Origin of the sequence: Burkholderia pyrrocinia, from assembly GCF_022809715.1 — a bacterium.
Classification (GTDB): Bacteria; Pseudomonadota; Gammaproteobacteria; order Burkholderiales; family Burkholderiaceae; genus Burkholderia; species Burkholderia pyrrocinia_C.
The window spans coordinates 2,779,698-2,806,235 of sequence record NZ_CP094460.1 but is presented as its reverse complement, the minus strand read 5'-3'; the positions used below and the strand labels follow the sequence as shown (position 1 = coordinate 2,806,235).

The following is a 26,538-nucleotide window of genomic DNA, read 5'->3' as shown; positions in this document are numbered from 1 at the left end:
ATTTCATTGAACGGAATACGGTAGCCGCCATTGTCGTCCGGCCGAAATTCCGCTGGCATCCGGGTGTGCACGGGATTGACGTGCGCATTTCGCGGTCCGGCCACCCTTCATCCATCGGAACGATTTGCACGCGATACGACGATCCGTTCCGCTCAACGGAATTTTTCTGAAATTCATCCCGTTCAGCAGAATTCGAAATTGACGCTCCGAAATATGGCTGGCTAGAGTCCGCGTCATCGGCACATCGGCCAGGCGGTGTGCAAACCCGGAGTTCCCCATGTCGTTTCTCACGCTTACGGATCTGACGAAAACCTTCGGCGAGCTCACCGCCGTCGCCGACGTCAACCTGTCGGTCGAACAAGGCGAATTCGTGTCGCTGCTCGGGCCGTCGGGCTGCGGCAAGACCACCACGCTGCAGATGATCGCCGGCTTCGTCGACGTCACGCGCGGCCGCATCGCGCTCGACGGGCAGGACATCACGCACCTGAAGCCGAACCGCCGCGGGCTGGGCATCGTGTTCCAGAGCTATGCGCTGTTTCCGCACATGAGCGTCGCGGAGAACGTCGGCTTCGGCCTCGACATGCGCGGCGTCGACAAGGCCGAGCGCGCGGAGCGCATCCGCGCGGCGCTCGCGCTCGTACGCCTCGATACGCTCGCGCACCGCTTTCCGCGCGAGCTGTCGGGCGGCCAGCGGCAGCGCGTCGCGATCGCGCGCGCGGTCGTGATCGAGCCGCCGGTGCTGCTGCTCGACGAACCGATGTCGAACCTCGACGCGAAGCTGCGCGAGGACATGCAGTTCGAGTTGCGCGCGATCCAGCGCAAGATCGGCACGACGACGATCATGGTCACGCACGATCAATCGGAAGCGCTGTCGATCAGCGATCGCGTGGTCGTGATGGAAGCCGGCCGCGTCACGCAGATCGACACGCCGTACCAGGCCTACGAGCGCCCGGAGAACCGCTTCGTGTCGCAGTTCATCGGCAAGGCGAACCTGCTGCCGGGCACCGTCGTCGCGCACGACGGCGACGCGATCCGCATCGACCTCGGTCACGACCTCGCCGAAACCGGGCGTACCGCGCACCTGCCGCCGCGCGAGCGCGACATGCGCGTCGGCGATGCGGTGTCGGTCTGCATCCGTCCCGAGAAGCTGCGGCTGTGCGCGCCCGATGCGGGCCGCTTCGCCGCGACCGTCACGAGCCGCTTCTTCCTCGGCAGCCAGTGGCTGTACCGCGTCGACAGCGCGCTCGGCGAAGTGCTCGTGTGCTGCCAGAACGAAGGCGCGGAGCCGCTCGCGGAAGGTGCGCCGGTCGGCATCGACTGGCACAGCGACGCGGTGCGCGTGATGCGCCGGGAGGCCTGAATGCGACAGCCTTCCCGCCCGCTGCCCGCCGACGGCGCGCCGGCCCTCGCCGTCGCACGCCGTGCGCCGCGTACGTCGGTGCGCGCAACCTGGCGCGCGCATGCACCGCTGTGGCTGATGTGCGCGCCCGCGTTCGTGCTGTTCGCCGCGCTCGTGCTCGTGCCGCTCGCGATGACGTTCGTGCTGACGTTCTACCGCTACGACCCGGCCACCGGGCCGATCGCCGCGCTCCAGTTCGGCAACTACGCGGAAGTGCTCGGCTCGTCGTACTTCCACACGATCTTCGCGCGCACGTTCGGCATCGCCGCGCTGACGACCGCGATCTGTGTCGCGATCGGCACACCGGAAGCGTACGTGCTGTCGAAAATGCGCGACCCGTGGCGCTCGCTGTTCCTGCTCGCGATCCTCGCGCCGCTGCTCGTGTCGGTCGTCGTGCGCGCGTTCGGCTGGAGCATGCTGCTGAACACGAGCGGGCTCGTGAACCAGGCGCTCGGGCTCGCCGGCCTCGGGCCGTACAAGCTCGAATACACGACCTTCGCGATCGTGATCGCGCTGGTGCACGTGATGCTGCCGTTCATGGTGATTCCGGTGTGGACCGCGCTGCAGCGGCTCGATCCGCAGACCGAGCATGCGGCGCTGTCGCTCGGTGCGTCGCCGTTCACGACGCTGCGCCGCATCGTGCTGCCGCAACTGATGCCGGGCGTGCTGTCGGGCAGCCTGATGGTGTTCGGGCTGTCGGCGAGCGCGTTCGCGATTCCCGGCCTGCTCGGCGGACGCCGGCTGAAGGTTGCGGCCACGGCCGTCTACGACGAATTCCTCGGCTCGCTGAACTGGCCGCTCGGCGCGACGATCGCGGTGCTGCTGCTGGTCGCGAACCTCGTCGTGATGCTCACTTACTACCGCGTGCTCGAACACCGCTACGCGCGCAGCCTCGGAGGCGCATCCCGATGAGAAAGAACGGCCCCTTCGCCCTCGCGTTCCACACGCTCGTGATGCTGTTCGTGCTCGCGCCGCTCGCGATCGTCGTGCTGGTCGCGTTCACGCCCGACGAGACGCTGACGCTGCCGACCCACGGGCTGTCGCTGCGCTGGTTCCGCGCGATCCTCGACTATCCCGACTTCGTCACCGCGTTCTTCAACAGCCTGAAGCTCGCGTTCGCGTCGGCGACGCTGTCGCTCGCGATCGGTTTGCCGGCGGGCCTTGCGATCGGCCGCGCGGCGTTTCCCGGCCGCGCGTTCCTGAACGGGCTGCTGCTGTCGCCGTTGGTGATCCCCGGCCTCGTGCTCGGCATCGCGCTGCTGCGCTTCTTCGCGCTGATCGGCGCGACCGGCTCGTTCGCGTGGCTCGTGCTCGCGCACATGATCGTCATCACGCCGTTCGTGATGCGGCTCGTGCTCGCGTCCGTCGCGGGCCTCGACCGCAGCATCGAGCAGGCCGCATGCTCGCTCGGCGCGGACCCGTGGACGACGTTCCGCCGCATCACGCTGCCGATGATCGTGCCCGGCATCACGGGCGGCTGGCTGCTCGCGTTCATCAACAGTTTCGACGAACTGACGATGTCGATCTTCGTCACGTCGCCGCAGACGGTCACGCTGCCCGTGCGCATGTACATGTATGCGACCGAATCGATCGACCCGATGATGGCGTCGGTGTCGGCGCTCGTCATCTTCATCACCGCCGGCGCGATGCTGCTGCTCGATCGCGTGTACGGCCTGAACCGCATCCTGATCGGTCAACACTGATGTCGACTCCCGTTTCCCGTTCCAAACACGATCCGGCCGACGGCGCGCAGTTCGTGCGCGTCGCCGAGCACGAGCGCGCCGCCGTTGCGTTCACGCTCGACGGCCGCCCCGCACAGGCACTCGCCGGCGACACCGTGCTCACCGCGATCCTCGTCGCTCAGCGCCGCGTGCGCGTCAGCGAATTCGGCGGCCAGCCGCGCGCAGGCTTCTGCCTGATCGGCGCGTGCCAGGACTGCTGGGTGCGCACCGAGGCCGGCGCACGCGTGCGCGCATGTTCGACGCAAATCGTCGAAGGCATGCGGATTCTCACTGCCGTTCAATCGGCCGCGACCGGAGACACGCAATGAGCGACGCATTGCAACCGGTCATCGTCGGCGCGGGGCCGGCCGGCGTGCGCGCGGCCGAGGCGCTGGTCGACGCGGGGCTGCGCCCCGTCGTGATCGACGAGAACGCGCGCTGGGGCGGGCAGATCTATCGTCAACCGCCGGCCGACGGCGGTTTCGCGCGCGGCAAAAGCGCGCTGTACGGATTCGAAGCCGCGAAGGCCGATGCCGTGCACCGGACGATGGCCGCGCTGCTGCCGCACGTCGACTACCGGCCGAACACGCTCGCGTGGGCATGCGGCGCGGGCCGCGTCGATACGCTGCAGGACGGGCGAGAAATTACCGTGCCGTACTCGCAGCTGATCATAGCGAGCGGCGCGACCGATCGCATGCTGCCCGTGCCGGGCTGGACGCTCGCAGGCGTCTATACGCTCGGCGGCGCGCAAGTCGCGCTGAAGGCGCAGGGCTGCGCGATCGGCCGGCGCATCGTGTTCGCGGGCACGGGGCCGTTGCTGTATCTCGTCGCGTACCAGTATGCGAAGGCCGGCGCGCAGGTCGCGGCCGTGCTCGACACGAGCCCGCTGCGCCGCCAGGCCGCCGCCGCGCCCGCGCTGCTGCGCATGCCGTCGACCTTCGCGAAAGGGCTCTATTACATCGGCTGGCTGCGCGCGCATGGCGTCGCGATCGAAACGGGCGTCACGCTCGAGCGCGTGCTCGGCGATCAACATGTAACAGGGCTCGCGTGGCGCGCGACCGGCGGCGACGCGCAGCCGCGCGTGCTCGATTGCGACGCGCTCGGCCTCGGCTTCGGCCTGCGTTCGGAAACGCAGCTCGCCGATCTCGCCGGCTGCCGGTTCGGTTTCGATCCGGTCAACCGCGCATGGCTGCCCGAGCGCGACGCGGCCGGCCGCACGTCGGTGCACGGCATCTACGTCGCGGGCGACGGCGCGGGCATCGCGGGCGCCGACGCGGCCGAAGCGGCGGGCCGGCGTGCGGCGCTTGCGTTGCTCGACGATGCCGGCATCGCGTCGCCATCGCCGTCCGGCAAACCTGACGCGGCGATGCTAGAACGCACGCTCGCCCGCATTGGCGCATTCCGCGCGGGCCTCGAAGCGGCATTCGCGCCGCCCGTCGAGCAGGCCGCAAGCTGCCCCGACGACACGATCGTGTGCCGCTGCGAGGAGATCGACGCGGGCACGCTGCGCACCTGTATCCGTGGCGGCGCTGCAACCGAACTCAACCGGCTGAAGGCGCTGACGCGCGTCGGGATGGGTCGCTGCCAGGGCCGCATGTGCGGCGACGCGGCCGCACTCGTGCTGGCCGCCGAAACCGGCCGGCCGCTCGCCGAGGTCGGCCGGTTGCGCGCGCAACCACCCGTGAAGCCGTTCCCGATCTCGGCCGCGCTCGCTGGCGACGACGTCGCGACGATTCCCGACGAGGCGCGCGATGAGTGAGAACCGGCATTACGACGTCGCGATCGTCGGCGGCGGCCTCGTCGGCGCATCTGCAGCGCTTGCACTGACGCGGCGCGGCCTGCGCGTCGGGCTGTTCGAGCGGCGCGACTGCGGCGCGCAGGCGAGCGGCGTGAACTACGGCGGCGTGCGCTGCCAGGGCCGCCCCGCCGAGCAATTGCCGCTCGCGCTGCGCGCACGGCGCATCTGGGATCGCCTGCCCGAGCTGATCGGCATCGATGGCGAATTCGTCGTGTCGGGGCACTTGCGGCTCGCGCGCAGCGACGCCGATCTCGACGCGCTCGACGCGTATGCCGCGCTTGCCGGCGAGCACGGCTTGCCGCTGCAGGTGATGCGCGGCGACGCATTCCGCCGTCGTTATCCGTGGCTCGGCCGCGCGGCGCTCGGCGGCTCGCTGTGCGAAACCGACGGCCATGCGAACCCGCGCCTCGTGTCGCCCGCGTTCGCGCGCGCGGCCCGCGCGGCGGGCGCGGACGTGTTCGAGCACACGCCGGTCGACGACGTCCGGCACGACGGCACGCGCTTCCACTTCCAAGCGGGCGGCCGCACATGCACCGCGACATGGCTGATCAATTCGGCCGGCGCGTGGGCGAACACAATCGCCGAACGCTTCGGCGAAGCCGTGCCGATGGAACCGATCTACCCGAACATGTGGGTGACCGAACCGCTGCCGCCGTTCATCGCGCACAACCTCGGCGTGTACGGCGGCGGCGTGTACGCGCGGCAGGTCGCGCGCGGCAATTGCGTGATCGGCGGCGGCCGCGGCCGCGGCGATGGCGAATTCGGCCAGCCGTCGGTCGATACGACGCGCGCGGTGATGCGCGACGCGTGCGCGCTGCTGCCCGCACTGCGCGACGCGCTGCTGATCCGCACGTGGAGCGGCGTCGAAGGCTGCACGCCCGACCACAACCCGATCATCGGCGCGAGCCGCACGACGCCGAACCTGCTGCATGCATTCGGTTTTTCCGGCGGAGGTTTCCTGCTCGCGCCCGGTGTCGGCGACGTGCTCGCCGATCTCGTCACGACCGGCGAAACCGCCACGCCACTCGATGCATTCTCGATCGGCCGCTTCTTCCGTCAAGCCGCGCCGACCGCCCCTTTCCCCCAAGAGGAGACCTCTCGATGAAACTGCTCGGTACGATCGCGGCCGCTGCCGCACTCTGCATCGCGGGCGCCAGCGCCCCCGCGTTCGCGCAAACGAAGACGATCTACATCGGCATGAACGGCGGGCCGATGGAAAAGGCCTATACGAGCCAGGTGCTGCCCGAGTTCGAGAAGGCGAACAACGTGAAGGTCGTCGTCGTGCCCGGCACGTCGTCGGACGTGCTCGCGAAGCTGCTTGCAAACCGCAACAAGCCGCAGATCCACGTCGCGTTCCTCGACGACGGCGTGATGGCGCGCGCGGTCAGCCTCGGCGTGTGCCAGAAGCTCGACGATTCGCCGGTGCTGAAGGAGCTGTACCCGTTCGCGCGGATGAAGGACGACGTCGGCGCGGGCGTGCAGCTCGGCATGACCGGCATCGCATACAACAAGAAGCTGTTCGCGGAGAAAGGCTGGGCGCCGCCGACGTCGTGGATGGATTTCGCCGATCCGAAATACAAGGGCAAGGTCGTGTTCCAGTCGGCGTCGAGCAGCACGTTCGGGCTGCACGGCTTCCTCGCGATCAACCGGCTGCTCGGCGGCAGCGAGCAGAACGTGGAGCCCGGCTTCAGCAAGTGGGCGAGCACGGTCGGGCCGAACGTCGTCGAGTACATCCCGAACTCCGCGAAGATCTCCGAGATGGTGCAGACCGGCGAGGCCGGCCTGTTCCCGCTCACGCCGACGGGCGTCGGCGACCTGCAGGACAAGGGCATTCCGGTCGCGTATGCGAACCCGAAGGAAGGCCCGGTGCTGCTGCTCGTCGACCTGTGCGTGGTCGCGAACAATCCCGATCCGCAGCTCGCGCAGAAGCTCGCGCAGTTCCTGCTGTCCGCGCCCGCGCAGACGAAGGCCGCCGAGGCCGGCAAGCAGATCCCCACCAACCGTCTCGCGAAGATGCCGGCCGGGATGCAGCAGAGCCTCGGCAATGTCGACGATCTGGTGCGCAAGGTGACGGTGGTCGACTGGGCCGCGATCAACGCGCGCCGCGCGCAGTGGGATACGCGCTGGAATCGGCAGATCGAGCGGTAACGGCGTGCCGGGCGCGCGGGCACGGCCGCACGCTGCATGACCATCATTTGCGGGAGTGATGACACTCCCCTTTTTCTGCGGATTTGACCGGGAAGGCGGTGCCGACAACACTAGCCCGCAGTGCTGCACAGACGGCACGCGCCCGCCTCCCCCTTCAGAGTCCGCCATGTACCCGACCGACACCGTGCAGTCCCCGAGCGCCGCCCGGCCGCTCGCCGACCGGCAGCTTCGCCGGATCGTCATCGCCTCCGTCGCCGGCAACGCGATGGAATGGTATGACTTTTTCGTGTACGGCACGGCCGCGGCGCTCGTGTTCGGCCATGTGTTCTTTCCGCCCGGCGCGTCGCCGCTCGCGGGCAGCCTCGCCGCGTTCGCGGCGTTCGCACTCGGCTTCGTCGCGCGCCCGCTCGGCGGGATCGTGTTCGGCCACGTCGGCGATCGTTACGGGCGCAAGGCGTCGCTCGTATGGACGCTGCTGATCATGGGCGCGTCGACCTTCGCGATCGGCCTGTTGCCGACCTATGCGCAGGTCGGCCTGTGGGCGCCCGCGGCGCTCGTCGTGCTGCGGCTGCTGCAAGGCATCGCGTCCGGCGGCGAATGGGGCGGCGGCGTGCTGATGATCAGCGAGAACGCGCCGCCCGAGCAGCGCGGGTATTACGCGGCGTGGAGCCAGCTCGGCGTGGGCGGCGGCTTCGTGCTGTCGTCGGCCGCGTTTCTCGCCGCACAGGCGCTGCCGGACGACGCGTTCCGCACGTGGGGCTGGCGGCTGCCGTTCCTCGCGAGCATCGCCATCTTCGCGATCGGCATCTATATCCGCCGCCATCTGCCGGAAAGCCGCGACTTCGAGCAGGCCGGTAAGCGCGGCGCGCACACGCATCTGCCGATCGTCGAGTGCATCCGCCGCCATCCGAAGGAAATCCTGCTCGCGATGGGGCTGCGCGTGGCCGAAAACGGCGGCGCGTACATCTTCCTCGCGTTCTCGCTCGTCTACGGCAAATACGTCGGCATCCCGAACGGCGTGATGCTGACCGGCGTGATGATCGCGATGATCGTCGAGATGGGCGCGATGCTCGCGTGGGGCCGGCTGTCCGACCGGATCGGCCGCAAGCCCGTGTACCTGATCGGCGCGCTGAGCCTCGTCGCGTGCGCGTTTCCGTTCTTCTGGCTGCTCGACACGCGTGCGACGCCGCTCGTATGGTTGGCGCTGACGGTCGGCACGGCCGTCAGCCACGGCGCGATGATCGGCACGCTGCCCGCGCTCGTCGGCGAGCTGTTCAGCACCGAGGTGCGCTACTCGGGCGTCGCGCTCGGGCACGAGGTCGCATCGATCTTCGCGGGCGGGATGTCGCCGCTGATCGCGACCGCGCTGCTCGCGCGCTATCACGCGTCGTGGCCGGTGTCGCTGTTTCTTGTCGCGCTCGGCCTCGTTACCGTCGCGACGCTGTGCGTGATGCGCGAGACTCGGATCGTGAAAGCCGCTCCTGCTGCCCCCGCTAGCGACACGGCGTGACCATGATGCTTCGTTCCGCGCGAGCGGGCCGATCCGCACCGGCGGGTGGTGAATACGCCGGCGGCCGGCACGGTCGTTCTCGACACGTGCCACCGCTCGCGCTCGCCGCCCCGACGCGCCGCCTAGTTGCCGCCCTCCCGCCGCGCACCGTCGAACGCCGGCGCAAACCCAAGGTGGTCGAGCAGCCGTGCGAATTCGCCGAGCCGCTGCCGCATGTACGCGGGCACATCCACGTTCGCATAGTCGTGGAACCCGGCGCCCGTACGCACGCCGTCGCGCCCGGCCTCCATGTTGCGCACGACGCTCGCGGCCGGCGCGAAGCGCTGGCCGATCTCGCCGGCCAGGTACTTCGACGCGTAGTACAGGATGTCGCAGCCGCCCCAGTCGATGAATTCGAGCAACCCGAGCACCGCGAAACGCGGGCCAAAGCCGGTGCGGATCGCCGCGTCGATGTCCTCGGCACTCGCGACGCCTTCCTCGACCATCCGCGCGGCCTCGTTCATCGCGAGTGCCTGGATGCGCGGCACGATATAGCCGGGCGCCGGCCCGCAGATCACCGGCTTCTTGCCGACGCGTTCGAGCAGCGCGGCGAGCCGGTCGACCACCAACTGATCGGTTGCATCGCTGCGGCTGATCTCGACGAGCGGCATCAGCAGCGCGGGGTTCAGCCAGTGCGCGTTCAGCATCCGTGCAGGATGCGCGACATGGCGCTGCAACTCGGTGACGACGAACGTCGACGTCGTCGACGCAATCGTTGCGTGCGCATCGACGTGCTCGCCGAGCCAGCGCAGCGCATCGGCCTTCGCATCGAGCACTTCGGGCAGCGCCTCGAACACGATATCCGCGCGGCGCACCGCATCCGCCGCGCCGTCCCGCGCAACGAGCGCGATGCGCGCGACGACGGCGTCGGCTTGCACGGCATCGATGCGGCCAAGCGCGACCTGCGCGTGCAGCGGCCGCGCGATCTCGTCGCGCGTGCGATCCTCGAATGCGCGCCATCCGGCCGCATCGCGCGGCTTGAAGTCGACCAGCGTCACGTCGAGGCCCGCGTACGCGAACACGAGCGCGATCCCCTGCCCCATGCGTCCCGCACCGAGCACATGCACGCGCGTCACATCGGCGGCCGCGCTCATGCCGCATACCCCGCGTCGAGCAGCGCGCGCATTGCGTCGGTCGACAACGCTGCGAGCCCGAGCCGCTCGAGCGTGCGGCCTTCCGCATACAGATCGCGCATCGCGACCGCGCTCGCGATACTAAGCAGCCCCTGCGCGACGGGCGTCGGCACGCCGGCCCAGCGCCCGCACGACACGATGAAGGACAACCCGAGCCGGGTGTCCTCGAGCATGTAGCGATGCGTGCGCAGATCGATCTTCTCGCGCCAGTCGCCGCTATCGGTCAGCTTGTCGTGCGCGCCGCGCCCGTACATCCATTCGTCGCCTTCGGCCGCGTAATGATCCGCGAGCGGGAAATGCGGCGCGCGGTAGCCGAGCGCTTCGCGCACCGCGATACGTTCGGCGTCGAGCGCGTTCGTCACGCGACGGATCGCCGGCTGCGTGCCTTCGTTGTGGATGTCCCACGCGTCGAAGTGTTCGAGCGGCCCGGCGTTCATCAGGATCAGCGGCGGATGGATCACGGGCCCCGCGTTCATCAGCGCGCCGGACAACGCATCCTCGACCGGCTCGACCGACGGATAGCCCGCGCGCAGCACGTCGAACGCCCAGCCGGCCGCGTTCGCTGGGAACACGCCGGTCGGCAGCCGCGTCGCATACGCGCTGATCACGACATCGTTGTCGCCGTGCTTGCGCACGAGGTACGGCAGCGTGCCCGTCTCGGCGAACGCGACCCGCGAACGGTTGCCGGCATCGGCCGCCGCACGCGCGAACACGAAGCTGCCGAACGTGCCGGGCGGCAGGAACACGACCTGGCCGTCCTCGAGCAGCGGTGCGACCTGTGCGGCGAGCGCGTCGTGCGACGTGGCCGGCAGCGGCACCACGACGAGCCGTGCGCCGCGCAGCGCGGCTTCGAGATCGTCGGTCAGGCGGATCGCGCCCGGCGCATCGCCGAGCTGCACTTGCCGCTTGCCGCGATAGTCGGTCACGTTCAACACGCCGAGTTCGCGCAGATGCGCGTGCGGTTCGCGGTCGCGCCGCCACCACGTCACGTCGTGCCCCTTCTCGAGCAGGTCGATGGCCGCCGCATGGCAGCCGTGGCCGCCGCCCAGTACACATACCTTCATCGTCGTCTCCGGTTGATCGAGTGTTTCCGAGACTACGCGGCTGCCCCCGCCGCGTCGCTTCAAAACGCGCAACGATGCGCCCGTTCGCGCAACGCAATCGCTGCGCTGCGCATGAATCCGCGCCAACGCAGCAGACACGAGGTCCATGAATGGACATTGCCCTTTCCCGACATGCGCCGAACCGGCTCGACACGCTGCAGGCGCCCGACGAAGTCGAACGCGCGGTTGCGCACCGGCTCGGGCCGCACCGGATGGCCGCGCGCGGCCGCGATCCGTTTCGCGCGGAGCTGTACGAAGTGCCGCTGCATCACGGCGCGCTGCTCGAACTCTGCTACGGCCGCGAAACGCGCATCGACTTCGGCGGCGACGCCGATCACTTCCTGTTCAGGCTGACGCTCGCCGGTGCTTGCGAGCTGCAGGCCGGCAGCGTCGTCGTGCGCGCCGGCCCAGGCGAGCTGACCGTGTCGTCGCCCGCGCTCGCGAGCCGCCTGAGCACGAGCCCCGATTGCCGCAACCTCGTGCTGCGGCTCGAACGCGGCGCGCTCGAACGCAAGCTGCAGGACATGCTGCAGGCGACGCTCACGCGCCCGCTGCAGTTCGAACTCGCGGCCGACAGCACCGGCACGGGCGCCGCGCTCGTGCTGCCGACGTTCGAATACCTGTGCCGGCTCGGTGCGCAACCGGGCATCGGCACGGCCGCGACAACCTTCGGCGCCGATCTCACCGCGTGGCTGATGTCGCTGCTGCTCACGCACCTGCCGCACTCGTACAGCGACACGCTCGCCCGCGGCACGCCGCCGCTGCCCGCGCATGTGCGCCGCGCCTGCGACCACGTCGACGCGCATCTCGGCGAACCGCTCGCGCTCGCCGCGCTGGCAGCCATCGCCGGCGTCGCGCCGCGCACGCTGCAGCACGCGTTCCGCGCGTTCCTGCACACCACGCCGGCCGCGTACGTGCGCGAGCGCCGGCTCGCCGCCGTGCACGCGGCGCTGCAACGCGGCGACGCGCGCAGCGTGACCGACGTGCTGATTGCGCACGGCATCCATGGCTTCGGCCATTTCGCGAAGGCGTATGCGCGACGTTACGGCCACGCGCCTTCCGTGACCGCGAGGAAACCACGATGATGCATCCCGCAACCGGCCGCCCCGCGGCCCGGCTCGCGCCGACCCCGTGCCGCACGACAGCGACGCACCCGACGGCCTGCGCGTGCAGGATCTCGATCTCAACCTGCTGAAGACGTTTCGCGCGGTCTACGAGGAGCGGCACGTCGGCCGCGCGGCGCTGCGGCTCGGCGTCACGCAGCCGTCCGTCAGCTACGCGCTCGGCCGGCTGCGGTTGATGTTCCGCGACGCGCTGTTCGTGCGCACCGGCACCGGCGTCGAGCCGACGCCGCGCGCTCAGCGGCTCGCGCTATCGGTCGACAAGGCGCTCGCGATCCTGCAGGACGTGCTCGACGAAGGCTCGCGCTTCACGCCCGACAGCACGCAGCGCGTGTTCCGCCTGCACATGAGCGATTTCGCGGCGAGCGCGTTCCTGCCGACGCTGCTCGCCGAATTCGACCGGCGCGCGCCGGGCGCCGTGATCGAGACGCTGCACGTCGACGAATGCCAGTTGAACGTCGCGCTCGAATCGGGGCGCATCGATTTCGCGCTCGGGCATTTCGCCGACGCGTCGAGCCACTTCCAGCGCACCGCGCTGCTGCACGAGCGCTGCGTGCTGCTGATGCCGCGCCGCACCGCGCAGCGCGTCGCTTTACCCGACGATTTCGTGCTCGACGGCGCGGCGCCCGACGCGCTGCGCTTCGTCGCGGTCACGTCGCATCCGCAGTCGATGCAATTGCTCGAACGGCACGGGCTGATGCCGCGCGTGCGCGCGGCGCTGCCCGATTTCATGGTGGTGCCCGCGCTGCTGCAGGACGGCGATTACGCGCTGATCCTGCCCGAGACGATCGCGATCACGTTCGCGGCGCGGCAGCCGTGCGTGCTGTACGAAATCGCCGGCGCCTGCGAATGGCCCGTCAACGCGTACTGGCATCGGCGTTTCGACGCGGACCCCGGCCATCGCTGGCTGCGCGCGTTGCTGCTCGAACTGTTCAAGATCGGCCGGCAGGCGCCGTTCGACGCATGGCTCGCGCCGCAGCCGCCGGCCTGCGCATGACGACACACGCCGGCGCGGGCCGGCCGGCGTGGCCGCGACGATCAGAACGACGTGAGGATGCCCGCGACGATCGAGCTGGCGGTCGCGCCCGGCTTGGCGACCGCGACGCCGCCGCCCGCCGCGCCGTTGACGACGAAGCGCGCATGCGCACCGTTACGCACCATCGCGGCGCCCGTGTACAGCACCGTGCGCTTCGACAGCGGATAGTCGAAGCGGATGCCATACGAATCGGCGTTGCCTTCGCTGTCCGCGACCTTCCGGTAGTGGCCGACGCTCAGCAGCAGCGACGCGCGCCCGATCGGCACCGTCGCGCTCAGTTCCATGATGTCGCTGTGCGGATACGCGCTCTGGCTGTCGATCGCGGTCGCGACGTCGGGCCCGCCGCGATGGCGCATATACAGCGCGGCGACCTTCACAACGTTGAAGTCGTACGAAATCGCACCGACCGTGTAGTTGCCGTTCGCGGCCGGGCTCGTGTCGCCGAGCTTGGACGCGGCAACCGGGCTGAACTTCTGCTGCATGTAGTCGACATCCACCGACAGCCCGCCGCGCGCGTAGTTGAGGCCCGCGCCGTAGGTATCGCCCAGCGTCGCCGGCTGGCCGGCCGCGCCGTTGGTGCCGCGCGCGGCCATCGCGCGCAGCATGAAGCCCGCATAGCGCGGCGACGTATAGCGCATCGAGTTGCGCACGCGCAGGAACGCGGGCCCGACGAAGTTGTTCGTCGCGTTGCCCCATGCAAGCCCCGCACCGAGGCCGGGCAGGCTGTAGGTAACGAGCGTCGTGTGCACGATCGTGTAGAGCTCGCCGAACTGCACGCCGCCGAACGGTCCCGTGATGCCGACCCACGCCTCGCGGCCGAACAGCGCGCTGCTGTTCGACAGCGCGCCGCTCGCCGCGTTGAAGCCGTCCTCGAGCTTGAAGATCGTCGCGTAGCCGCCGCCGAGATCCTCGACGCCCTTCAGCCCCCACTGCGTCGCGAACAGGTTGCCGCTGCCCATGCGCGTCACGTGGTTCGGCCCGGTGTTCGCGTATTCGATCGCGGTGTCGATGCGGCCGTAGAGCGTCACGCTCGATTGCGCGAACGCAGGCAGCGCGATGCAGGCGAGCAGCGCCGCAAGTGGTACGGCAAGCCGGTCGGCCCGCCCGTTCGGATGGTTCATGTTCGTCGTCCCGTAGAAGTGCCGGCGCCTGTCGACATCGCGCCGTGTGGTGTGAAGCGCGTTCGCCGCGAGCGACCAACGCTGCCAATGAAAAACGGGCCGAGTCTAGGAACGACAATTTCGGACGTCGACGCAATGCGATCTATATCGTTTATAGATGCGCCGCATGATGCGCGCGTGCCCCGCCGCACATGCGTTGCGCGGCGGCCCGCGCGCACGGCCCTGGTGTTTTCTTTATCCGGGTCGGTAGATGCCCGTGTGACGCGGCTGTCACTCCGGCTATGGCGGCCGAATTTGGCCGACTACGCTGCGTCTCCGATCGTGTCACCCGCACGCTTTCGCGCCGCGACGGCGCCCGGCCCGCAAGGCCGCTGCCGCGCTTTTCCACCGCCCGCTCCTGGAGAATCCGCATGTCCGCATTCACGACCCGCGCTGCCGACGGCAAGCGCTATACGTACGAATGGTATGTCGTCGTCATCTGCATGCTCGCGTACGTCTTTTCGTTCGTCGACCGTCAGGTCCTCGTGCTGATGATCGAACCGATCAAGCGCGACCTGCACCTTTCCGATACGCAGTTCAGCCTGCTGAACGGCTTCGCGTTCTCGCTGTTCTATGCGGTGATGGGGCTGCCCGTCGCGTATCTCGCCGACCGCTACGCGCGCCCGCGGATCATCTCGATCGGCATCGCGCTATGGAGCGTCGCGACCGCCGCGTGCGGGCTCAGCCAGCATTTCGTGCAGATGTTCATCGCGCGGATGGGCGTCGGCGTCGGCGAGGCCGCGCTGTCGCCCGGCGCGTATTCGATGCTCGCCGACTACTTCCCGAAGGAGAAGCTCGGGCGCGCGATCGCCGTGTATTCGCTCGGCTCGTTCATCGGCGGCGGCGTCGCGTTCCTGATCGGCGGCTACGTGATCGCGCTGCTCAAGCATGCGAGCGCGTTCACGCTGCCGGTCGTCGGGCAGGTGCATGCGTGGCAGGTCACGTTCCTGATCGTCGGGCTGCCGGGGCTGCTCGTCGCGCTGCTGTTCGCCGCGACCGTGCGCGACCCGCAGCGCAAGGGGCTCGCGCAGGATCGCTCGGGCGCCGTGCGGCGCGTGTCGATGCGCGATTCGCTGCGCTTCGTCGGCACGCACCGTGCGACCTTCGCGTGCCACTACCTCGGCTTCTCGTTCTACGCGATGACGCTGTACTGCCTGCTGAGCTGGACGCCCGCGTTCTATATCCGCCGCTTCGGGATGACGGCCGTCGAAGCCGGCTACACGCTCGGCATCGTGCTGCTGGTCGCGAACACGGCCGGCGTGTTCTGCGGCGGCTGGCTCAACGACTGGCTGCTGCGTCGCGGCCGCAGCGATGCGCCGATGCGCGCCGGCGCGATCGGCGCCGCGTGCATGGTGATCCCCGCGACGCTGTTCACGCAGCTCGACCACCTGCCGTCGTCGCTCGCGATGCTCGTCGTCGCGATGTTCTTTGCGTCGTTCCCGATGCCGACGTCGACCGCCGCGATGCAGACGCTCGCGCCGAACCAGATGCGCGCGCAGATTTCCGCTCTGTTCCTGCTCGTGTCGAACCTGATCGCGCTCGGGATCGGCACGACCGTCGTCGCGCTGTTTACCGATCGCGTGTTCGGCGCACCGGCGGCGGTCGGCCATTCGATGTCGATCGTCAACGTCGCGGCGGCCACGCTCGCGGCGCTGCTGCTCGCCGCCGGGTGCCGGCACTATCGCCGCAGCCTCGATCGCGAACGCGGTCATGCATCGGTGGAGGCGCCGCAGGCGGCCGATGCTGGTGAAGCGATCGCTGCGCGCTGATCGTTGATCGCCGACGCTGATCTCCGACCGCTGATCGCTGATCACAACCGGAAATCGGAAATCGGCGGCTGGCGGCTGGCAATCGGCAACCAGCAACCAGCAACCAGCAACCAGCAACCAGCAACCAGCAACCAGCAACCAGCAATTATTTACCCCACTGATTCCGGCATCACTTTTTAATCGATTTGATTTATGCGATGCCCATCCCTATTCTCGATTGCATGACGGCGCGGTATCTGCCGCGCCGCCTTCCTCTTACCCCACGGAATTTTTCATGCAAGCGAACCGCCACCAGGTCCGGATCGACGCGCTGATCGACGCGGCGCAGGACATCCGCTGTTTCCGGGTTTCGCGCGTCGACGGCCAGCCGTTCGACGCGTACGAACCGGGCGCCCATATCGACGTCACCGCGCCGTCCGGCTTCACGCGGCAATACTCGCTGTGCGGCAACCCCGACGAGCGCGGCAGCTACCTGTTCGCGGTAAAGAAGGAAGCGCAGTCGCGCGGCGGCTCGCGTTCGCTGCACGACGACGTGACGGTCGGCGCCGAGCTGTCGATCGGCACGCCGCGCAACCTGTTTCGTCTGACGGACGACGCGAGCGAACACGTGCTGATCGCGGCCGGCATCGGCATCACGCCGCTGCTGTCGATGGCGTATGCGCTGCACAAGCGCGGCTCGCGCTACCGGCTGCATTACTTCGCGCGCAGCCGCGAGCACGCGGCATTCGTCGACGAACTGTCGGCCGAGCCGTTCGCGTCGCACGTGACGTTCCACTACGGCGTCGAGCCCGACGCGCTCACGACCGAACTCCGCCGCTGCGTCGAATCGATCGATGCGCATGCGCATGTGTACACGTGCGGCCCGGGGCCGTTCATGGATGCGGTCGTCGCAGCGGCTGCGACGCACATTCCCGAGGATTCGATTCATCTCGAACGCTTCGCGGCAGCCGCCACACCCGCCGATGCGAATGCAGATGCCAACGCGAGCACCGGCCCGGCCGACGGCTTCGAAGTGCGCCTTCAACGCAGCGGGCAATCGGTGCGCGTCACGCCGGACACGTCGATCGTCGACGCGCTCGCGCGGATCGGCATCGAGGTCGACACGTCATGCGGCGAAGGCGTGTGCGGCACCTGCATGGTGCCCGTCGTCGACGGCGAGCCCGATCATCGCGACCACTGCCTCAGCAAGGCCGAACGCGCGAGCAACACGGTGATCTGCTGCTGCGTGTCGCGCGCGCGCTCGGCGGTGCTCGTCCTCGATCTCTGACGCACGCGGCAGCTACCGCGCGCGGCCCGGCCGTCACGCGTCGTCGAAACGCTCGACGATCTCGGCCAGCAGCGCGCGCATCCACGCGTTGCCCTCGTCGTCGTGGAAGTGCTCGTGCCAGTGCATCGTCACCGGCGCGGGCGGCAGCGTCACGGGCAGCTCGTAAAGCCGGAACGCGTTGTCGCGGTTCAGGATCTGCGCGAGCCGCTTCGGCAGCGTCGCATAGAGATCCGTGACCGACAGCACGCTCGGCAGCGCAACGAAGTGCGGCACTTCGAGCGCGATGTTGCGGCCCACGCCCTGCGCGCGCAATGCGTCGTCGAGCGCGTGGTGGCTGTGCTCGACCGATTTCACGTTGACGTGCGCGGCGCGCACGAACTGGTCGAGACTCAGCGCGGCGCCGGCCGGCAACCCGCGCCGGCGGCCCGTCATGCACACGTAGGTTTCCTCGAACAGCACCTGGTGGCGCGTGCGCGGCATCAGTTCCGGCAGGTTGCCGATCGCGAAATCCAGCCGGCTCGCGCGCAGCGCTTCCTCGATCTCCTCCACCGGCATCGGCTGCACGCTCAGCGTCGCGCGCGGCGCGCGCTCGCGCAGCGCCTGGCAGATCGCCGGCAGGTACGCCATCTCGCCCGCGTCCGACAGCGACAGCCGGAACGTGCGCGTGCTGCTGGCCGGATCGAAGCGCTCCGCGTAGCGGAGCGCCACGCGCACCATGTCGAGCGCCTTGCCGACGATGCCCGCGAGCTCGAGCGCGACGGGCGTCGGCTGCATGCCGGAGCGCGTGCGCACGAACAGCGGATCGTCGAACAACGTGCGCAGCCGGCCGAGCGAATAGCTGACGGCCGGCTGCGACAGCGCGAGCCGCTCGCCGGCCTTCGTCAGGCTGCGTTCCTCGACGATCGCCTGGAACACGCGCAACAGGTTCAGATCGAGATGATCGACCGACGTCATCGTAGCCTCCATCATTTGCCGTATTTATTGACTCGCCAATTTTAGATCAATTTGACGGATATGTAGCGAAAGACGAGACTGATCTCTCGATACCGCGCCCCGCGCGGCCCGATTTCGCGACTCTTCCCCCACGACAACGATGAGCGACATTCCCTACCAGACGATCGACACCCGCGCGTTGCACGGCCTCGCGCAGCCCGACCGCATCGCGCCCGCGATGTATCACGATCCCGCGCTGTTCGAAGCCGAGCTCGACCGCATCTTCTACCGCACCTGGATCTGGGTCGCGCACGAGAGCGAGCTGCCGCAGCCCGGCGACTTCATCACGACGACGATCGGCCGCCAGCCGGTGATCGTCGTGCGCGACAGGACCGGCGAGATCAACGTGCTGCAGAACCGCTGCCGCCATCGCGGCGCGACCGTGTGCGAATCGCACAAGGGCAACGCGAAGGGCTTCACGTGCCCGTATCACAGCTGGTCGTACGCGCTCGACGGCACGCTGCGCGCGCTGCCGTACGGCGACGGCTACGAAGGCGTGTGCGAGAAAGGCGACCTGCCGCTCGTGAAGCTGCGCGTCGGCGTGTACCAGGGGCTGATCTTCGCGAGCTTCAACGACGCGATCGAACCGCTCGAGGATTTCCTCGGCGGCGCGAAGCCGTGGATCGACCTGTTCATGAAGCAGGGCGCCGGCTACCCGATCAAGGCGAACGGCGAGCACAAGTTCAAATTCAAGGGCAACTGGAAGATCCAGCTCGAGAACACGACCGACCTCTATCACTTCCCGGTCGTGCACAAGTCGTGGATGAAGTCGATCGACGACGAGACGGCCGCCGCGATCACGAGCTTCATGACGAGCGAGGACGCGTTCTGCCGCGGGCTCGGCAATGGCCACAGCCTCGCGGTGCTGATGCCCGAGCTGATCGATCTCGACGAGGACGACGGCGCGCCGCTGCCCGAGCGCTTCGCGCCGCTCGCGGCGAAGCTCGCCGAGCGCCACGCGCCGGACGAAGTGCGCCGCATCGTGCGTTCGCTGATGGGCGTCGGCTTCAACCTGAACCTGTTCCCGAACCTCGCGCTGTCGATGGCGTTCTTCCGCGTGCTGCGGCCGATCTCCGCGAACGAAACCGAGATTCGCCACGTCGCGCTCGCGATGGACGGCGGCCCCGACGAAGCGAACCGCGAGCGGCTGCGCATCCACGAGCACTTCCAGGGCCCGTTCGGCTTCGGCAGCCCCGACGACGCGGAAGCGTGGGAGCGCGTGCAACGCGGCGCGCATGCGGGCCCCGACGTGCCGATCCTCGTGAACCGCGGGCTGAACCGCGAGACGACCGCCGCGAACGGCGAAAAGACCGCGCATGCGACCGACGAGACCGGCATGCGCGAGGCCTACCGGCAATGGCGCACGATGATGGAGCAGCAATGATGGACGACCGCAACGCCCTTTTCTCGCAGCAGACCTTCGCCCGCGCGGTCGAATTCGTGTGGCGCGAAGCCGAGATGCTCGATCGCCGCGACTATCGCGCGTGGCTCGACCTGTGGGATCCGGCCGGCCACTACGTGGTGCCGATCGATCCCGACGCGACCGACTTCGCGGCCACGCTGAACTACGTGTTCGACGATCAGGACATGCGCGAGAAGCGCGTGCAGCGGATGGTTTCCGGTTACTCGGCGTCGGCGACCGACGCCGCGCGCACGGTGCGCACCGTGTCGCGCTTCACGCTGGAAAGCGGCGGCGCCGATAGCGTCGCGCTGAAATCCGCGCAGGTCGTCGTCGCGTACAAGCGCGGCGTCGCGACGCTGTTCGCGGCCGACGTCACGCACCGGCTGCACGTCGATGCCGAAGGCGAAATGCGGATCGCCGAGAAGGTCGTGCGCCTGATCGACTCGACCGAAGCGCTCAGCGCGATCGGCTTCCTGCTGTAAGCCGTGGCCGGTTCGCCGCTGCAAGTGCAACGGTGAACCGGCAACCTTCACCTTTCCGGACGACCATGCCCACACTCGAAGTTTTCCTGCCGGCCGGCCATGACGACGCCCGCAAGGCCGAACTGATCGCGCGGCTCACCCGCGCGACCGTCGACGCGATCGGCGCGCCGATCGAATCCGTGCGCGTGCTGCTCACCGAATTGCCCGCGACGCACATCGGCCTCGGCGGCCGCAGCGCCGCGGACGGCGCACCGCCGTCGCTGCCCGTGATCGTCGCGATCCTGATCGCCGGGCGCACCGATGAACAAAAACGCGCGCTGATCGCCGCGTTGTCCGATGCCGGCGCGAACGTGCTCGACGCGCCGCTGCAGGCGACGCGCGTGATCATCAAGGACATTCCGAACACCGACTTCGGCATCGGCGGGCAAACCGCGCGGGCGCTGGGACGCTGACGATGGGTCGGGTGTTGGTACGTCCTGTGTCGCTACGCCGGGCCTCGCCACGTCGCGCATCACCGCCCTGCCGTAACGCGTCGCAGCCGCTACGCGTGCTCACCGGCGAGCGGCAGCGTCACGCGGCAATCGAGCCCGCCGCCATCGGCCGGGCTCGCGCCGATCCTGCCGCCGTGGCGCGTGACGATGCTCTTGCACAGCGACAGTCCGATCCCGTTACCGCCCGCCTTCGACGACGAGAAGCCGTCGAACAGCCGGTCATGCGCGCCTTCCGCGATACCCGGGCCGTTGTCGATCGCACGCAGCTCGGCATACCCGTCCACGTTAGCGGTGCCGAGCGTCAGCGTGCGCGGCACGCGCTCGCAGCCGGCGAACGCTTCGATCGCGTTGAACGCGAGATTGAGAATTACCTGCCCGATCAACACGCGCTCGCAGCGAATCGGCAACGGCGTATCGGCCTGCACGATCGCGACGGTCACGCCGGCCTCCTTCGCGCGCAGCTCGATGAAATACGCGACATCGGCGAGGATGTCGCGCAGGTCCGCAACCGCGACGACCGTCTCGCGCTTCACGATGAATTCGCGCACACTCTTGATGATCAGCGCCGCATGCTCGGCCTGCCGATCCGCGCTGCGCAGCCCCCAGATCGCATCGTCGATGGCGCCGCCGCCGTTCAGCCGCCGCACCGCGCCCTCGATGAAGTTGCGCACGGCAGCGAGCGGCTGGCTCAGCTCGTGCGCGATCACCGTCGCCATCTCGCCCATCGCGTTGTAGCGGCCCGCGTATTCGAGCATCCGCGCTTCAGCGCGCCGCGCGTCCTCGATCGCGACCTCGTCGCTGACGTCGCGGAATTGCACGAGCAGACCGACGAGGTCGCCTTCGATCTCGACCTGCCGGCACGTGATGCGCAGCCAGCACGTCGAGCCGTCGCGCCGCACGATCCGGTAGCGCTGCGGCTCCGACGGACACGTCGACGGCGCATCGCGCAACTGCGCGACGAGCCGGTCGCGATCGGCCTCGGTGCAGTAGTCGAGCACCTCGCCGAGCGCTTCGTCGGGCGCGAGCCCGAGCACGCGGCGCCCCGATTCGCTGATGAACTGCGCGCCGCCGTGCGGCGACACGACCGCGACGCCTTCGTCGAGATCCTGCATGAACTCGCGCAGCCGCGCCTCGTAGCGGCGCAACTGCTGGCGAATCGCTTCTTCCGCGCTGATGTCGCGGAACTGCACCATCACGACATCGCGCCCGCGCAGCGGCACGTAGGTGGCGATCGCCTCCGACAGCATGTCGACGCCCGTGCGCGACCGGTAGCACCACTCGTACACCTGCGGGCCGTCGACCATCGCGCGATCCATCGCACCTATGCCGATCTCGCGCCGGTACTTCGGTTCCGGGCGCGTCATGTCCGGCGCCTTCAGCGGCAGCAGTTCCTCGACGGAAAAGCCGAGCGCGATGCACGCGGCGCGATTGGCCCACACGATCGCCTTGGTCTGCGCGTCGTGCAGCAGCACGCAGGTGGTGAGCGCATCGAGCAGCCGGTGGAAATCGTCTTCGTCGGGAAAACTCATGATCGGATTCGAATGAAGGCGCGCGGCATCGCGCGGCCGGAAACCCAACATAGCACCGGCGCGCGCCGATCGCATCTGAAGATTTCTTTAGTCCGGCACGGAACCTCACCAGTCGCACGGCCCAACGCACCAATTGCTGCGTGTTTTCGGCGTTTCTAGACTGGCTGCATCGTCGTGCCGCGCGTTGAAACGCCGCACAGCACGCATGCCGCCCCGCAATCGAACCCCATCCGCCCAGGAGACAGCCATGCCCCAAGCCGCCCTCGCCATCGAACCTGCGCCGACCTCGCCACCCGTGGCGGGCGACCCGGCCGGGCGGCTGTCGCCGCTCGACGCCGTGATCGAGACCGTCGCCGCGCGACGCGAAGAATTCGATCGCCTGTCGCACGTGCCGCGCGACGTGGTCGCGCTGTTCAAGCAGGCCGGCATCTATCGCGCGGGCACGCCGCGCCGCTTCGGCGGCGATGCGCTCGCGCCGACCGAGTTCCTCGACATGATCGAACGGATCGCGACCGCCGACGGTTCTGCCGCGTGGGTCGCGAGCTTCGGCTCCGCGAACGTGTATCTCGCCGCGCTGCCGCTCGAGACCCAGGCCGAGCTGTACGCGAGCGGCGCCGACCAGGTGTTCGCGGGCGGCCTGTTCCCGGTGCAGCCGGCGCAGCCCGCGCCGGGCGGCTGGCGCGTGAACGGCACGTGGAAATTCGCGAGCGGCTGCAAGGGCGCCGACTGGCTCGGCGTCGGCATCGTCGTGCCGGGCGCGCAGGATGCCGCGCCGAACAAGCCGCGCACGGCCGTATTCCGCGCCGCCGACGTCGAGATCGTCGAAAACTGGAGCGTGGTCGGCATGCAGGGCACCGGCAGCCACGACCTGCGCATCGACGACCGTTTCGTGCCCGAAGCGTGGACCTTCGTGCGCGGCGGCGAGCCGACCGTCGACGAGCCGCTGTACCGCTATCCGACCGTCGCGTACGCGGCGCAGGTGCTGGCCGTCGTCAACCTCGGCCTTGCGCGCGCGGCGCTCGACGTCGTGAACCGGATGTCGGGTGGACGCCAGACGACGACCGGCGCGCCGCGCCTCGCCGATCGCGCGTATTTCCGCATCGAGCTTGCGAAAGCAGAGGCGCAACTGCGCTCGACGCGCGCGTTCTTCTACGACGCGACCGACACGGTCTGGCAATCGATCCTCGCGGGCAACCCGGTGACGCCCGACCAGGTCAGCCTGCTGCGGCTCGCGGCCACGCAGATCGCGCGCGAAGGTGCAAGCGTCGTCGAACGCGCATACCGGCTCGGCGGCACGGCCGCGATCTACCGGTCGCATCCGTTGCAGCGGCTGCTGCGCGACGCGATGGTCGTCACGCAGCACGCGTTTCTCGCCGAAGGCAACTTCGACGGCGCCGGCGCGGTGTTTACCGGCGTCACGCCGTTTCCCGGCTATCTGTAACCCGCATCGACCGAAGCTTTTTTTGAACGTGCATGAAGCCGATGCCGAAGCGCCGCCGCCGGCTAGCTCATACACTCGACCGATTCCTCTGGAGAACCTGACATGTCCGATTCGAATCCGCTGCCGCTGCGCGTGCTGTTCTGCTGCGGCGTGTCGCAAAACTTCTTCGACCTGCCGCGCGAGAAGATCGGCGAAGTGTGGCAGGCGTACGGCGCGATGCTCGCCGCCGTCGAAGCGATGCCGGGCGTGCGCGTGCTCGGCGTGATGGACGACGATCGCCTCGTGGTCGGCCAGGCCGACGGCGCGCCGTGGACGTTCTACATCATGGCCGACGTCGCCGATTTCGATACGACGGTCGCCGTGTGCAACCTGTATCGCACGACGCCCGTCGGCGAATACAACCTGTGGCGCTACGGCAAGATCGAGGCGCGGGTCGGCCGTGCGCTGACCGTGCCGCCGGCCGCGCGGCCCGCGTCGTGAGGCACGCGATGACCGACCTGTCACCCGGCCTGATCGAAACGCTCGTTCAACGTGTCGCGGCGCTCGACGCCGAGCACGCGGTGCGCGCGACGATCACGCGCTACATGGCGCTGTGCGACGTGCCCGAGGATGCCGGCGACGGCCCGCCACTCGCCGACCTGTTCACGGCCGACGCCGTGTGGGAAGGCATCGGTCCGCAGTACGCGCGCAAGTTCGGCCGCCTCGAAGGCACGGCCGCGATCGTCGCGATGCTGCGCCACTATCTGCCGCCCGATCCGCACTTCTCGGCGAACCTGCATTTCCTGACGTCGGAAGCGATCGAGGTCGGCGCAGGCAACGTGAGCGCGCGCGGCCGCTGGATCATGCTGCAGGCGTCGCGCTACGCGGACGGCACGGCCGAGTTGATCGCCGCGCGGCTGACCGTCGATTTCGCGCCGGCCGCCGACGGTTCCGCCTGGCTGATCCGTCATTTCCGCACCGAGCGCGTGCTCGACGGCCCATGGCCGCTCGCCGCCGCGCCACGGTCCTGATGCCTCCTACTGCTGCTTCACGACACCGACCATGACAGGCTTCATCGACACCTTCACGCTCGGCGGCCCCGGCCCGACGATCGCGATCAAGGACACGATCGACATCGCCGGCCATCCGACCCGCGCGGCGAGCCGCGCGCTCGCCGATGCGCCGCCGGCAGCGCAGCATGCGGACGTGGTCCGCCTGCTGCTCGACGCGGGCTGGCAGATCGCCGGCAAGGCGAACATGCACGAACTCGCGTTCGGCATGACCGGCATCAACGACTACACGGGCACGCCCGTCAATCCGCAGGACGCATCGCGCATTCCGGGCGGCTCGTCGAGCGGCTCCGCATCGCTGGTCGGGCTCGGCGCAGTCGATGCGGCGCTCGGCACCGATACGGGCGGCTCGATTCGCGGGCCGGCCGCGTGCTGCGGTGTAGTCGGGCTGAAGCCGACGTTCGGTCGCGTGTCGCGGCGCGGCGTGGCGCCCGTCGACACCACGCTCGATTGCGTCGGGCCGTTCGCACGCGATATCCGCATGCTGGCCGCGGTGATGGCCGCAATCGCGCCGGGCTTCGATCGTGCGCGTGCGGCCGCATCGTCGGCGAACTGCACGATCGCGCAAATCACCGTCGATGCCGATCCGGCGATCGCCGCCGCGCTCGATGCGGCAGTACGTACATCGGGCCTGCGCTCGCATGCGATCGTGCTCGACGAGATGCCGGCCGCGTTCGCCGCGGGGCTCGCCGTGATCAACGCGGAAACGTCGCGCGCGTTCGGCCATCTGGTCGCGACGGCCAAGCTCGGCGCCGATCTCGATGCGCGGCTGCGCACGGCCGCGACGACGACTCCGGCCGCACTCGCCGAAGCCGAAGCCGTCCGCGTGCGTTTCACCGCTCAGGTCGACGCCGCGCTCGAACACGCCGACGTGCTGGTCCTGCCGACACTGCCCGCGTTGCCGATCACGCTGCGGCAGGCGCGCGACGGCGTATCGGTCATCGCGATGTCGTCGCTGATCCGGCCGTTCAACCTGAGCGGCCATCCGGCGCTGAGCATGCCGCTTCCGCTCGCCGGTTCACCGCTGAAGGCCGGCTTGCAGATCGTCGGGCGCAACGGCGCTGACGAACAGGTATGCGCGATCGCGGCACACTTCGAAGCGGCGCTCGCCGCATGAACCACGATGCGGGCGCGGCTTCGATAAGCGCGCGCCCGCGAACCAGGGAATCACGCACCATGTCAGAGCGAATCGTCCTCGTCACCGGCGCCGCGCGCGGGCTCGGCGCCGTCATTGCCGAACGCTTTCATGCGGCCGGCTACCGCGTCGCGCTGGCCGATATCGCCGCCGACGCGATTCATGCGCATGCACGCGCACTCGACCCGAGCGGCGAACGCGCGATCGCGTTGCCGCTCGACGTCACGTCGAAGCGCGATTTCGAAGCGGCGCGCGATGCGCTCGTCGCACGCTGGGGCACGGTCGACGTGCTCGTCAACAACGCGGGTGCATCGAAGGTCGTGCCGGCGATGGAGATCACGGCCGAGCAGTTCGACCAGGTGATCGACGTGAACCTGCGCAGCGTGCTGTTCGGCTGCCAGGTGTTCGGCCAGTACTTCGCGACGCGCGGCGCGGGCCGCATCGTCAACATCGCGTCGCTCGCCGGACAGAACGGCGGCTCGGCGACGGGCGCACACTACGCGGCCGCGAAAGGCGGCACGCTGACGCTGACCAAGGTGTTCGCGCGCGACCTCGCTTCGCAGGGCGTGACCGTCAACGCGATCTCGCCGGGCCCGCTCGATCTGCCGATCGTGTATGAAAGCGTCGCGCCGGAAAAGCTTCGTCAGGTGCTCGCGAGCCTGCCGGGCGGCAAGCTCGGGTCGGCCGGCTTCGTTGCGGACGCAGCCGTGCTGCTCGCGTCGGGCGACGCGCATTTCGCGAACGGTGCGTGCTGGGATATCAACGGCGGGTTGTACATGCGCTGAGCGGCGGTACGCATCGATCGCGCGGTG

General features: G+C 69.1%; 26 protein-coding genes. 21 read left to right on the top strand and 5 right to left on the bottom strand.

Annotated elements, in window-relative coordinates; genetic code table 11:
- The first annotated feature begins 277 nt into the window (after positions 1–277).
- The 8 genes from MRS60_RS29480 to MRS60_RS29445 all read left to right on the top strand — a co-directional run bounded on the left by MRS60_RS29480 (position 278) and on the right by MRS60_RS29445 (position 8,576).
- On the top strand, positions 278–1,360 hold the full coding sequence (locus tag MRS60_RS29480; RefSeq protein WP_047901618.1) for an ABC transporter ATP-binding protein: 1,083 nt from the start codon (positions 278–280) through the stop codon (positions 1,358–1,360).
- A complete protein-coding gene (locus MRS60_RS29475; RefSeq protein ID WP_131946899.1) occupies positions 1,361–2,311 on the top strand; it encodes an ABC transporter permease in 951 nt (316 codons plus the stop codon).
- Positions 2,308–3,102, top strand: a complete 795-nt coding sequence (locus MRS60_RS29470; RefSeq protein ID WP_072442145.1) for an ABC transporter permease — start codon at positions 2,308–2,310, stop codon at positions 3,100–3,102. The genes MRS60_RS29475 and MRS60_RS29470 overlap by 4 nt, the downstream gene beginning before the upstream one ends.
- Entirely contained in the window at positions 3,102–3,449 is a 348-nt protein-coding gene (locus MRS60_RS29465) for a (2Fe-2S)-binding protein (protein WP_131946900.1), read from the top strand. The genes MRS60_RS29470 and MRS60_RS29465 overlap by 1 nt, the downstream gene beginning before the upstream one ends.
- Positions 3,446–4,879: an NAD(P)/FAD-dependent oxidoreductase gene (locus tag MRS60_RS29460; protein WP_131946901.1), complete on the top strand. Its 1,434-nt coding sequence runs from the start codon at positions 3,446–3,448 to the stop codon at positions 4,877–4,879. The genes MRS60_RS29465 and MRS60_RS29460 overlap by 4 nt, the downstream gene beginning before the upstream one ends.
- Positions 4,872–6,023 (top strand): NAD(P)/FAD-dependent oxidoreductase, encoded by a 1,152-nt coding sequence (locus tag MRS60_RS29455; RefSeq protein ID WP_243566136.1) that lies wholly within the window; start codon positions 4,872–4,874, stop codon positions 6,021–6,023. The genes MRS60_RS29460 and MRS60_RS29455 overlap by 8 nt, the downstream gene beginning before the upstream one ends.
- Positions 6,020–7,066 (top strand): ABC transporter substrate-binding protein, encoded by a 1,047-nt coding sequence (locus MRS60_RS29450; RefSeq protein WP_131946903.1) that lies wholly within the window; start codon positions 6,020–6,022, stop codon positions 7,064–7,066. The genes MRS60_RS29455 and MRS60_RS29450 overlap by 4 nt, the downstream gene beginning before the upstream one ends.
- A 166-nt stretch (positions 7,067–7,232) precedes the next feature.
- Positions 7,233–8,576 carry an MFS transporter gene (locus MRS60_RS29445; RefSeq protein WP_131946904.1) on the top strand — a complete coding sequence of 448 codons (1,344 nt, stop codon included), beginning with the start codon at positions 7,233–7,235 and terminating at the stop codon, positions 8,574–8,576.
- Positions 8,577–8,698: 122 nt separating this feature from the next.
- Here MRS60_RS29445 and MRS60_RS29440 read toward each other — a convergent pair whose 3' ends face one another.
- Positions 8,699–9,709: a 3-hydroxybutyryl-CoA dehydrogenase gene (locus tag MRS60_RS29440; RefSeq protein WP_131946905.1), complete on the bottom strand. Its 1,011-nt coding sequence runs from the start codon at positions 9,707–9,709 to the stop codon at positions 8,699–8,701.
- Positions 9,706–10,812, bottom strand: coding sequence for an NAD/NADP-dependent octopine/nopaline dehydrogenase family protein (locus tag MRS60_RS29435; RefSeq protein WP_131946906.1), 1,107 nt, complete (start codon positions 10,810–10,812; stop codon positions 9,706–9,708). Before MRS60_RS29435 ends, MRS60_RS29440 begins: the two co-directional genes overlap by 4 nt.
- A gap of 149 nt (positions 10,813–10,961) precedes the next feature.
- On the opposite strand from MRS60_RS29435, the gene MRS60_RS29430 reads away from it, so the two are divergent.
- Together MRS60_RS29430 and MRS60_RS29425 are read left to right on the top strand one after the other, a co-directional pair.
- Entirely contained in the window at positions 10,962–11,936 is a 975-nt protein-coding gene (locus tag MRS60_RS29430) for an AraC family transcriptional regulator (protein WP_243566135.1), read from the top strand.
- Positions 11,937–11,982: 46 nt separating this feature from the next.
- Positions 11,983–12,969, top strand: a complete 987-nt coding sequence (locus tag MRS60_RS29425) for a LysR family transcriptional regulator (RefSeq protein WP_243566134.1) — start codon at positions 11,983–11,985, stop codon at positions 12,967–12,969.
- A gap of 41 nt (positions 12,970–13,010) precedes the next feature.
- On the opposite strand, the gene MRS60_RS29420 is transcribed toward MRS60_RS29425, so the two are convergent.
- The gene (locus tag MRS60_RS29420) at positions 13,011–14,129 is read right to left on the bottom strand and encodes a porin (RefSeq protein ID WP_243566133.1); all 1,119 of its coding nucleotides are present in this window, start codon (positions 14,127–14,129) and stop codon (positions 13,011–13,013) included.
- A gap of 410 nt (positions 14,130–14,539) precedes the next feature.
- On the opposite strand from MRS60_RS29420, the gene MRS60_RS29415 reads away from it, so the two are divergent.
- The 3 genes from MRS60_RS29415 to MRS60_RS29405 all read left to right on the top strand — a co-directional run bounded on the left by MRS60_RS29415 (position 14,540) and on the right by MRS60_RS29405 (position 17,204).
- Positions 14,540–15,937 carry a spinster family MFS transporter gene (locus tag MRS60_RS29415; RefSeq protein WP_131946910.1) on the top strand — a complete coding sequence of 466 codons (1,398 nt, stop codon included), beginning with the start codon at positions 14,540–14,542 and terminating at the stop codon, positions 15,935–15,937.
- A gap of 3 nt (positions 15,938–15,940) precedes the next feature.
- Entirely contained in the window at positions 15,941–16,117 is a 177-nt protein-coding gene (locus tag MRS60_RS29410; RefSeq protein WP_243566132.1) for a hypothetical protein, read from the top strand.
- A gap of 94 nt (positions 16,118–16,211) precedes the next feature.
- Positions 16,212–17,204, top strand: a complete 993-nt coding sequence (locus MRS60_RS29405) for a PDR/VanB family oxidoreductase (RefSeq protein ID WP_243566131.1) — start codon at positions 16,212–16,214, stop codon at positions 17,202–17,204.
- 33 nt (positions 17,205–17,237) lie between these two features.
- Here the strand turns inward: MRS60_RS29405 and MRS60_RS29400 are convergent, their stop codons facing one another.
- Positions 17,238–18,158 carry a LysR family transcriptional regulator gene (locus MRS60_RS29400; protein ID WP_243566130.1) on the bottom strand — a complete coding sequence of 307 codons (921 nt, stop codon included), beginning with the start codon at positions 18,156–18,158 and terminating at the stop codon, positions 17,238–17,240.
- A 139-nt stretch (positions 18,159–18,297) separates the two neighbouring features.
- On the opposite strand from MRS60_RS29400, the gene MRS60_RS29395 reads away from it, so the two are divergent.
- The 3 genes from MRS60_RS29395 to MRS60_RS29385 all read left to right on the top strand — a co-directional run bounded on the left by MRS60_RS29395 (position 18,298) and on the right by MRS60_RS29385 (position 20,533).
- The gene (locus tag MRS60_RS29395; protein WP_131946913.1) at positions 18,298–19,581 is read left to right on the top strand and encodes an aromatic ring-hydroxylating oxygenase subunit alpha; all 1,284 of its coding nucleotides are present in this window, start codon (positions 18,298–18,300) and stop codon (positions 19,579–19,581) included.
- On the top strand, positions 19,578–20,081 hold the full coding sequence (locus MRS60_RS29390) for an aromatic-ring-hydroxylating dioxygenase subunit beta (RefSeq protein ID WP_131946914.1): 504 nt from the start codon (positions 19,578–19,580) through the stop codon (positions 20,079–20,081). Before MRS60_RS29395 ends, MRS60_RS29390 begins: the two co-directional genes overlap by 4 nt.
- Before the next feature lie 65 nt (positions 20,082–20,146).
- On the top strand, positions 20,147–20,533 hold the full coding sequence (locus MRS60_RS29385; RefSeq protein WP_131946915.1) for a tautomerase family protein: 387 nt from the start codon (positions 20,147–20,149) through the stop codon (positions 20,531–20,533).
- 89 nt (positions 20,534–20,622) lie between these two features.
- Here the strand turns inward: MRS60_RS29385 and MRS60_RS29380 are convergent, their stop codons facing one another.
- Positions 20,623–22,176, bottom strand: coding sequence for a sensor histidine kinase (locus MRS60_RS29380; RefSeq protein ID WP_243566129.1), 1,554 nt, complete (start codon positions 22,174–22,176; stop codon positions 20,623–20,625).
- Positions 22,177–22,348: 172 nt separating this feature from the next.
- Here MRS60_RS29380 and MRS60_RS29375 point away from each other — a divergent pair, with 172 nt between their 5' ends.
- The 5 genes from MRS60_RS29375 (at position 22,349) to MRS60_RS29355 (ending at position 26,511) form a co-directional block, all read left to right on the top strand.
- On the top strand, positions 22,349–23,542 hold the full coding sequence (locus MRS60_RS29375; RefSeq protein WP_243566128.1) for an acyl-CoA dehydrogenase family protein: 1,194 nt from the start codon (positions 22,349–22,351) through the stop codon (positions 23,540–23,542).
- Positions 23,543–23,644: 102 nt separating this feature from the next.
- Entirely contained in the window at positions 23,645–24,022 is a 378-nt protein-coding gene (locus tag MRS60_RS29370; RefSeq protein ID WP_011660268.1) for a hypothetical protein, read from the top strand.
- An 8-nt stretch (positions 24,023–24,030) separates the two neighbouring features.
- Complete coding sequence (locus tag MRS60_RS29365) at positions 24,031–24,552, top strand: nuclear transport factor 2 family protein (RefSeq protein ID WP_243566127.1); 522 nt, start codon at positions 24,031–24,033, stop codon at positions 24,550–24,552.
- Between the two features lie 31 nt (positions 24,553–24,583).
- A complete protein-coding gene (locus MRS60_RS29360) occupies positions 24,584–25,708 on the top strand; it encodes an amidase (RefSeq protein ID WP_243566126.1) in 1,125 nt (374 codons plus the stop codon).
- Positions 25,709–25,767: 59 nt separating this feature from the next.
- A complete protein-coding gene (locus MRS60_RS29355; RefSeq protein ID WP_131946920.1) occupies positions 25,768–26,511 on the top strand; it encodes an SDR family NAD(P)-dependent oxidoreductase in 744 nt (247 codons plus the stop codon).
- Positions 26,512–26,538: the final 27 nt, after the last annotated feature.

What these genes read in the sequence shown, in the direction of transcription:
- MRS60_RS29480 (WP_047901618.1), top strand. Translation starts at nt 278, where the DNA reads ATGTCGTTTCTCACGCTTACGGATCTGACGAAAACCTTCGGCGAGCTC.
- MRS60_RS29475 (WP_131946899.1), top strand. Translation starts at nt 1,361, where the DNA reads ATGCGACAGCCTTCCCGCCCGCTGCCCGCCGACGGCGCGCCGGCCCTC.
- MRS60_RS29470 (WP_072442145.1), top strand. Translation starts at nt 2,308, where the DNA reads ATGAGAAAGAACGGCCCCTTCGCCCTCGCGTTCCACACGCTCGTGATG.
- MRS60_RS29465 (WP_131946900.1), top strand. Translation starts at nt 3,102, where the DNA reads ATGTCGACTCCCGTTTCCCGTTCCAAACACGATCCGGCCGACGGCGCG.
- MRS60_RS29460 (WP_131946901.1), top strand. Translation starts at nt 3,446, where the DNA reads ATGAGCGACGCATTGCAACCGGTCATCGTCGGCGCGGGGCCGGCCGGC.
- MRS60_RS29455 (WP_243566136.1), top strand. Translation starts at nt 4,872, where the DNA reads ATGAGTGAGAACCGGCATTACGACGTCGCGATCGTCGGCGGCGGCCTC.
- MRS60_RS29450 (WP_131946903.1), top strand. Translation starts at nt 6,020, where the DNA reads ATGAAACTGCTCGGTACGATCGCGGCCGCTGCCGCACTCTGCATCGCG.
- MRS60_RS29445 (WP_131946904.1), top strand. Translation starts at nt 7,233, where the DNA reads ATGTACCCGACCGACACCGTGCAGTCCCCGAGCGCCGCCCGGCCGCTC.
- MRS60_RS29440 (WP_131946905.1), bottom strand. Translation starts at nt 9,709, where the DNA reads ATGAGCGCGGCCGCCGATGTGACGCGCGTGCATGTGCTCGGTGCGGGA.
- MRS60_RS29435 (WP_131946906.1), bottom strand. Translation starts at nt 10,812, where the DNA reads ATGAAGGTATGTGTACTGGGCGGCGGCCACGGCTGCCATGCGGCGGCC.
- MRS60_RS29430 (WP_243566135.1), top strand. Translation starts at nt 10,962, where the DNA reads ATGGACATTGCCCTTTCCCGACATGCGCCGAACCGGCTCGACACGCTG.
- MRS60_RS29420 (WP_243566133.1), bottom strand. Translation starts at nt 14,129, where the DNA reads ATGAACCATCCGAACGGGCGGGCCGACCGGCTTGCCGTACCACTTGCG.
- MRS60_RS29415 (WP_131946910.1), top strand. Translation starts at nt 14,540, where the DNA reads ATGTCCGCATTCACGACCCGCGCTGCCGACGGCAAGCGCTATACGTAC.
- MRS60_RS29405 (WP_243566131.1), top strand. Translation starts at nt 16,212, where the DNA reads ATGCAAGCGAACCGCCACCAGGTCCGGATCGACGCGCTGATCGACGCG.
- MRS60_RS29400 (WP_243566130.1), bottom strand. Translation starts at nt 18,158, where the DNA reads ATGACGTCGGTCGATCATCTCGATCTGAACCTGTTGCGCGTGTTCCAG.
- MRS60_RS29395 (WP_131946913.1), top strand. Translation starts at nt 18,298, where the DNA reads ATGAGCGACATTCCCTACCAGACGATCGACACCCGCGCGTTGCACGGC.
- MRS60_RS29390 (WP_131946914.1), top strand. Translation starts at nt 19,578, where the DNA reads ATGATGGACGACCGCAACGCCCTTTTCTCGCAGCAGACCTTCGCCCGC.
- MRS60_RS29385 (WP_131946915.1), top strand. Translation starts at nt 20,147, where the DNA reads ATGCCCACACTCGAAGTTTTCCTGCCGGCCGGCCATGACGACGCCCGC.
- MRS60_RS29380 (WP_243566129.1), bottom strand. Translation starts at nt 22,176, where the DNA reads ATGCGATCGGCGCGCGCCGGTGCTATGTTGGGTTTCCGGCCGCGCGAT.
- MRS60_RS29375 (WP_243566128.1), top strand. Translation starts at nt 22,349, where the DNA reads ATGCCCCAAGCCGCCCTCGCCATCGAACCTGCGCCGACCTCGCCACCC.
- MRS60_RS29370 (WP_011660268.1), top strand. Translation starts at nt 23,645, where the DNA reads ATGTCCGATTCGAATCCGCTGCCGCTGCGCGTGCTGTTCTGCTGCGGC.
- MRS60_RS29365 (WP_243566127.1), top strand. Translation starts at nt 24,031, where the DNA reads ATGACCGACCTGTCACCCGGCCTGATCGAAACGCTCGTTCAACGTGTC.
- MRS60_RS29360 (WP_243566126.1), top strand. Translation starts at nt 24,584, where the DNA reads ATGACAGGCTTCATCGACACCTTCACGCTCGGCGGCCCCGGCCCGACG.
- MRS60_RS29355 (WP_131946920.1), top strand. Translation starts at nt 25,768, where the DNA reads ATGTCAGAGCGAATCGTCCTCGTCACCGGCGCCGCGCGCGGGCTCGGC.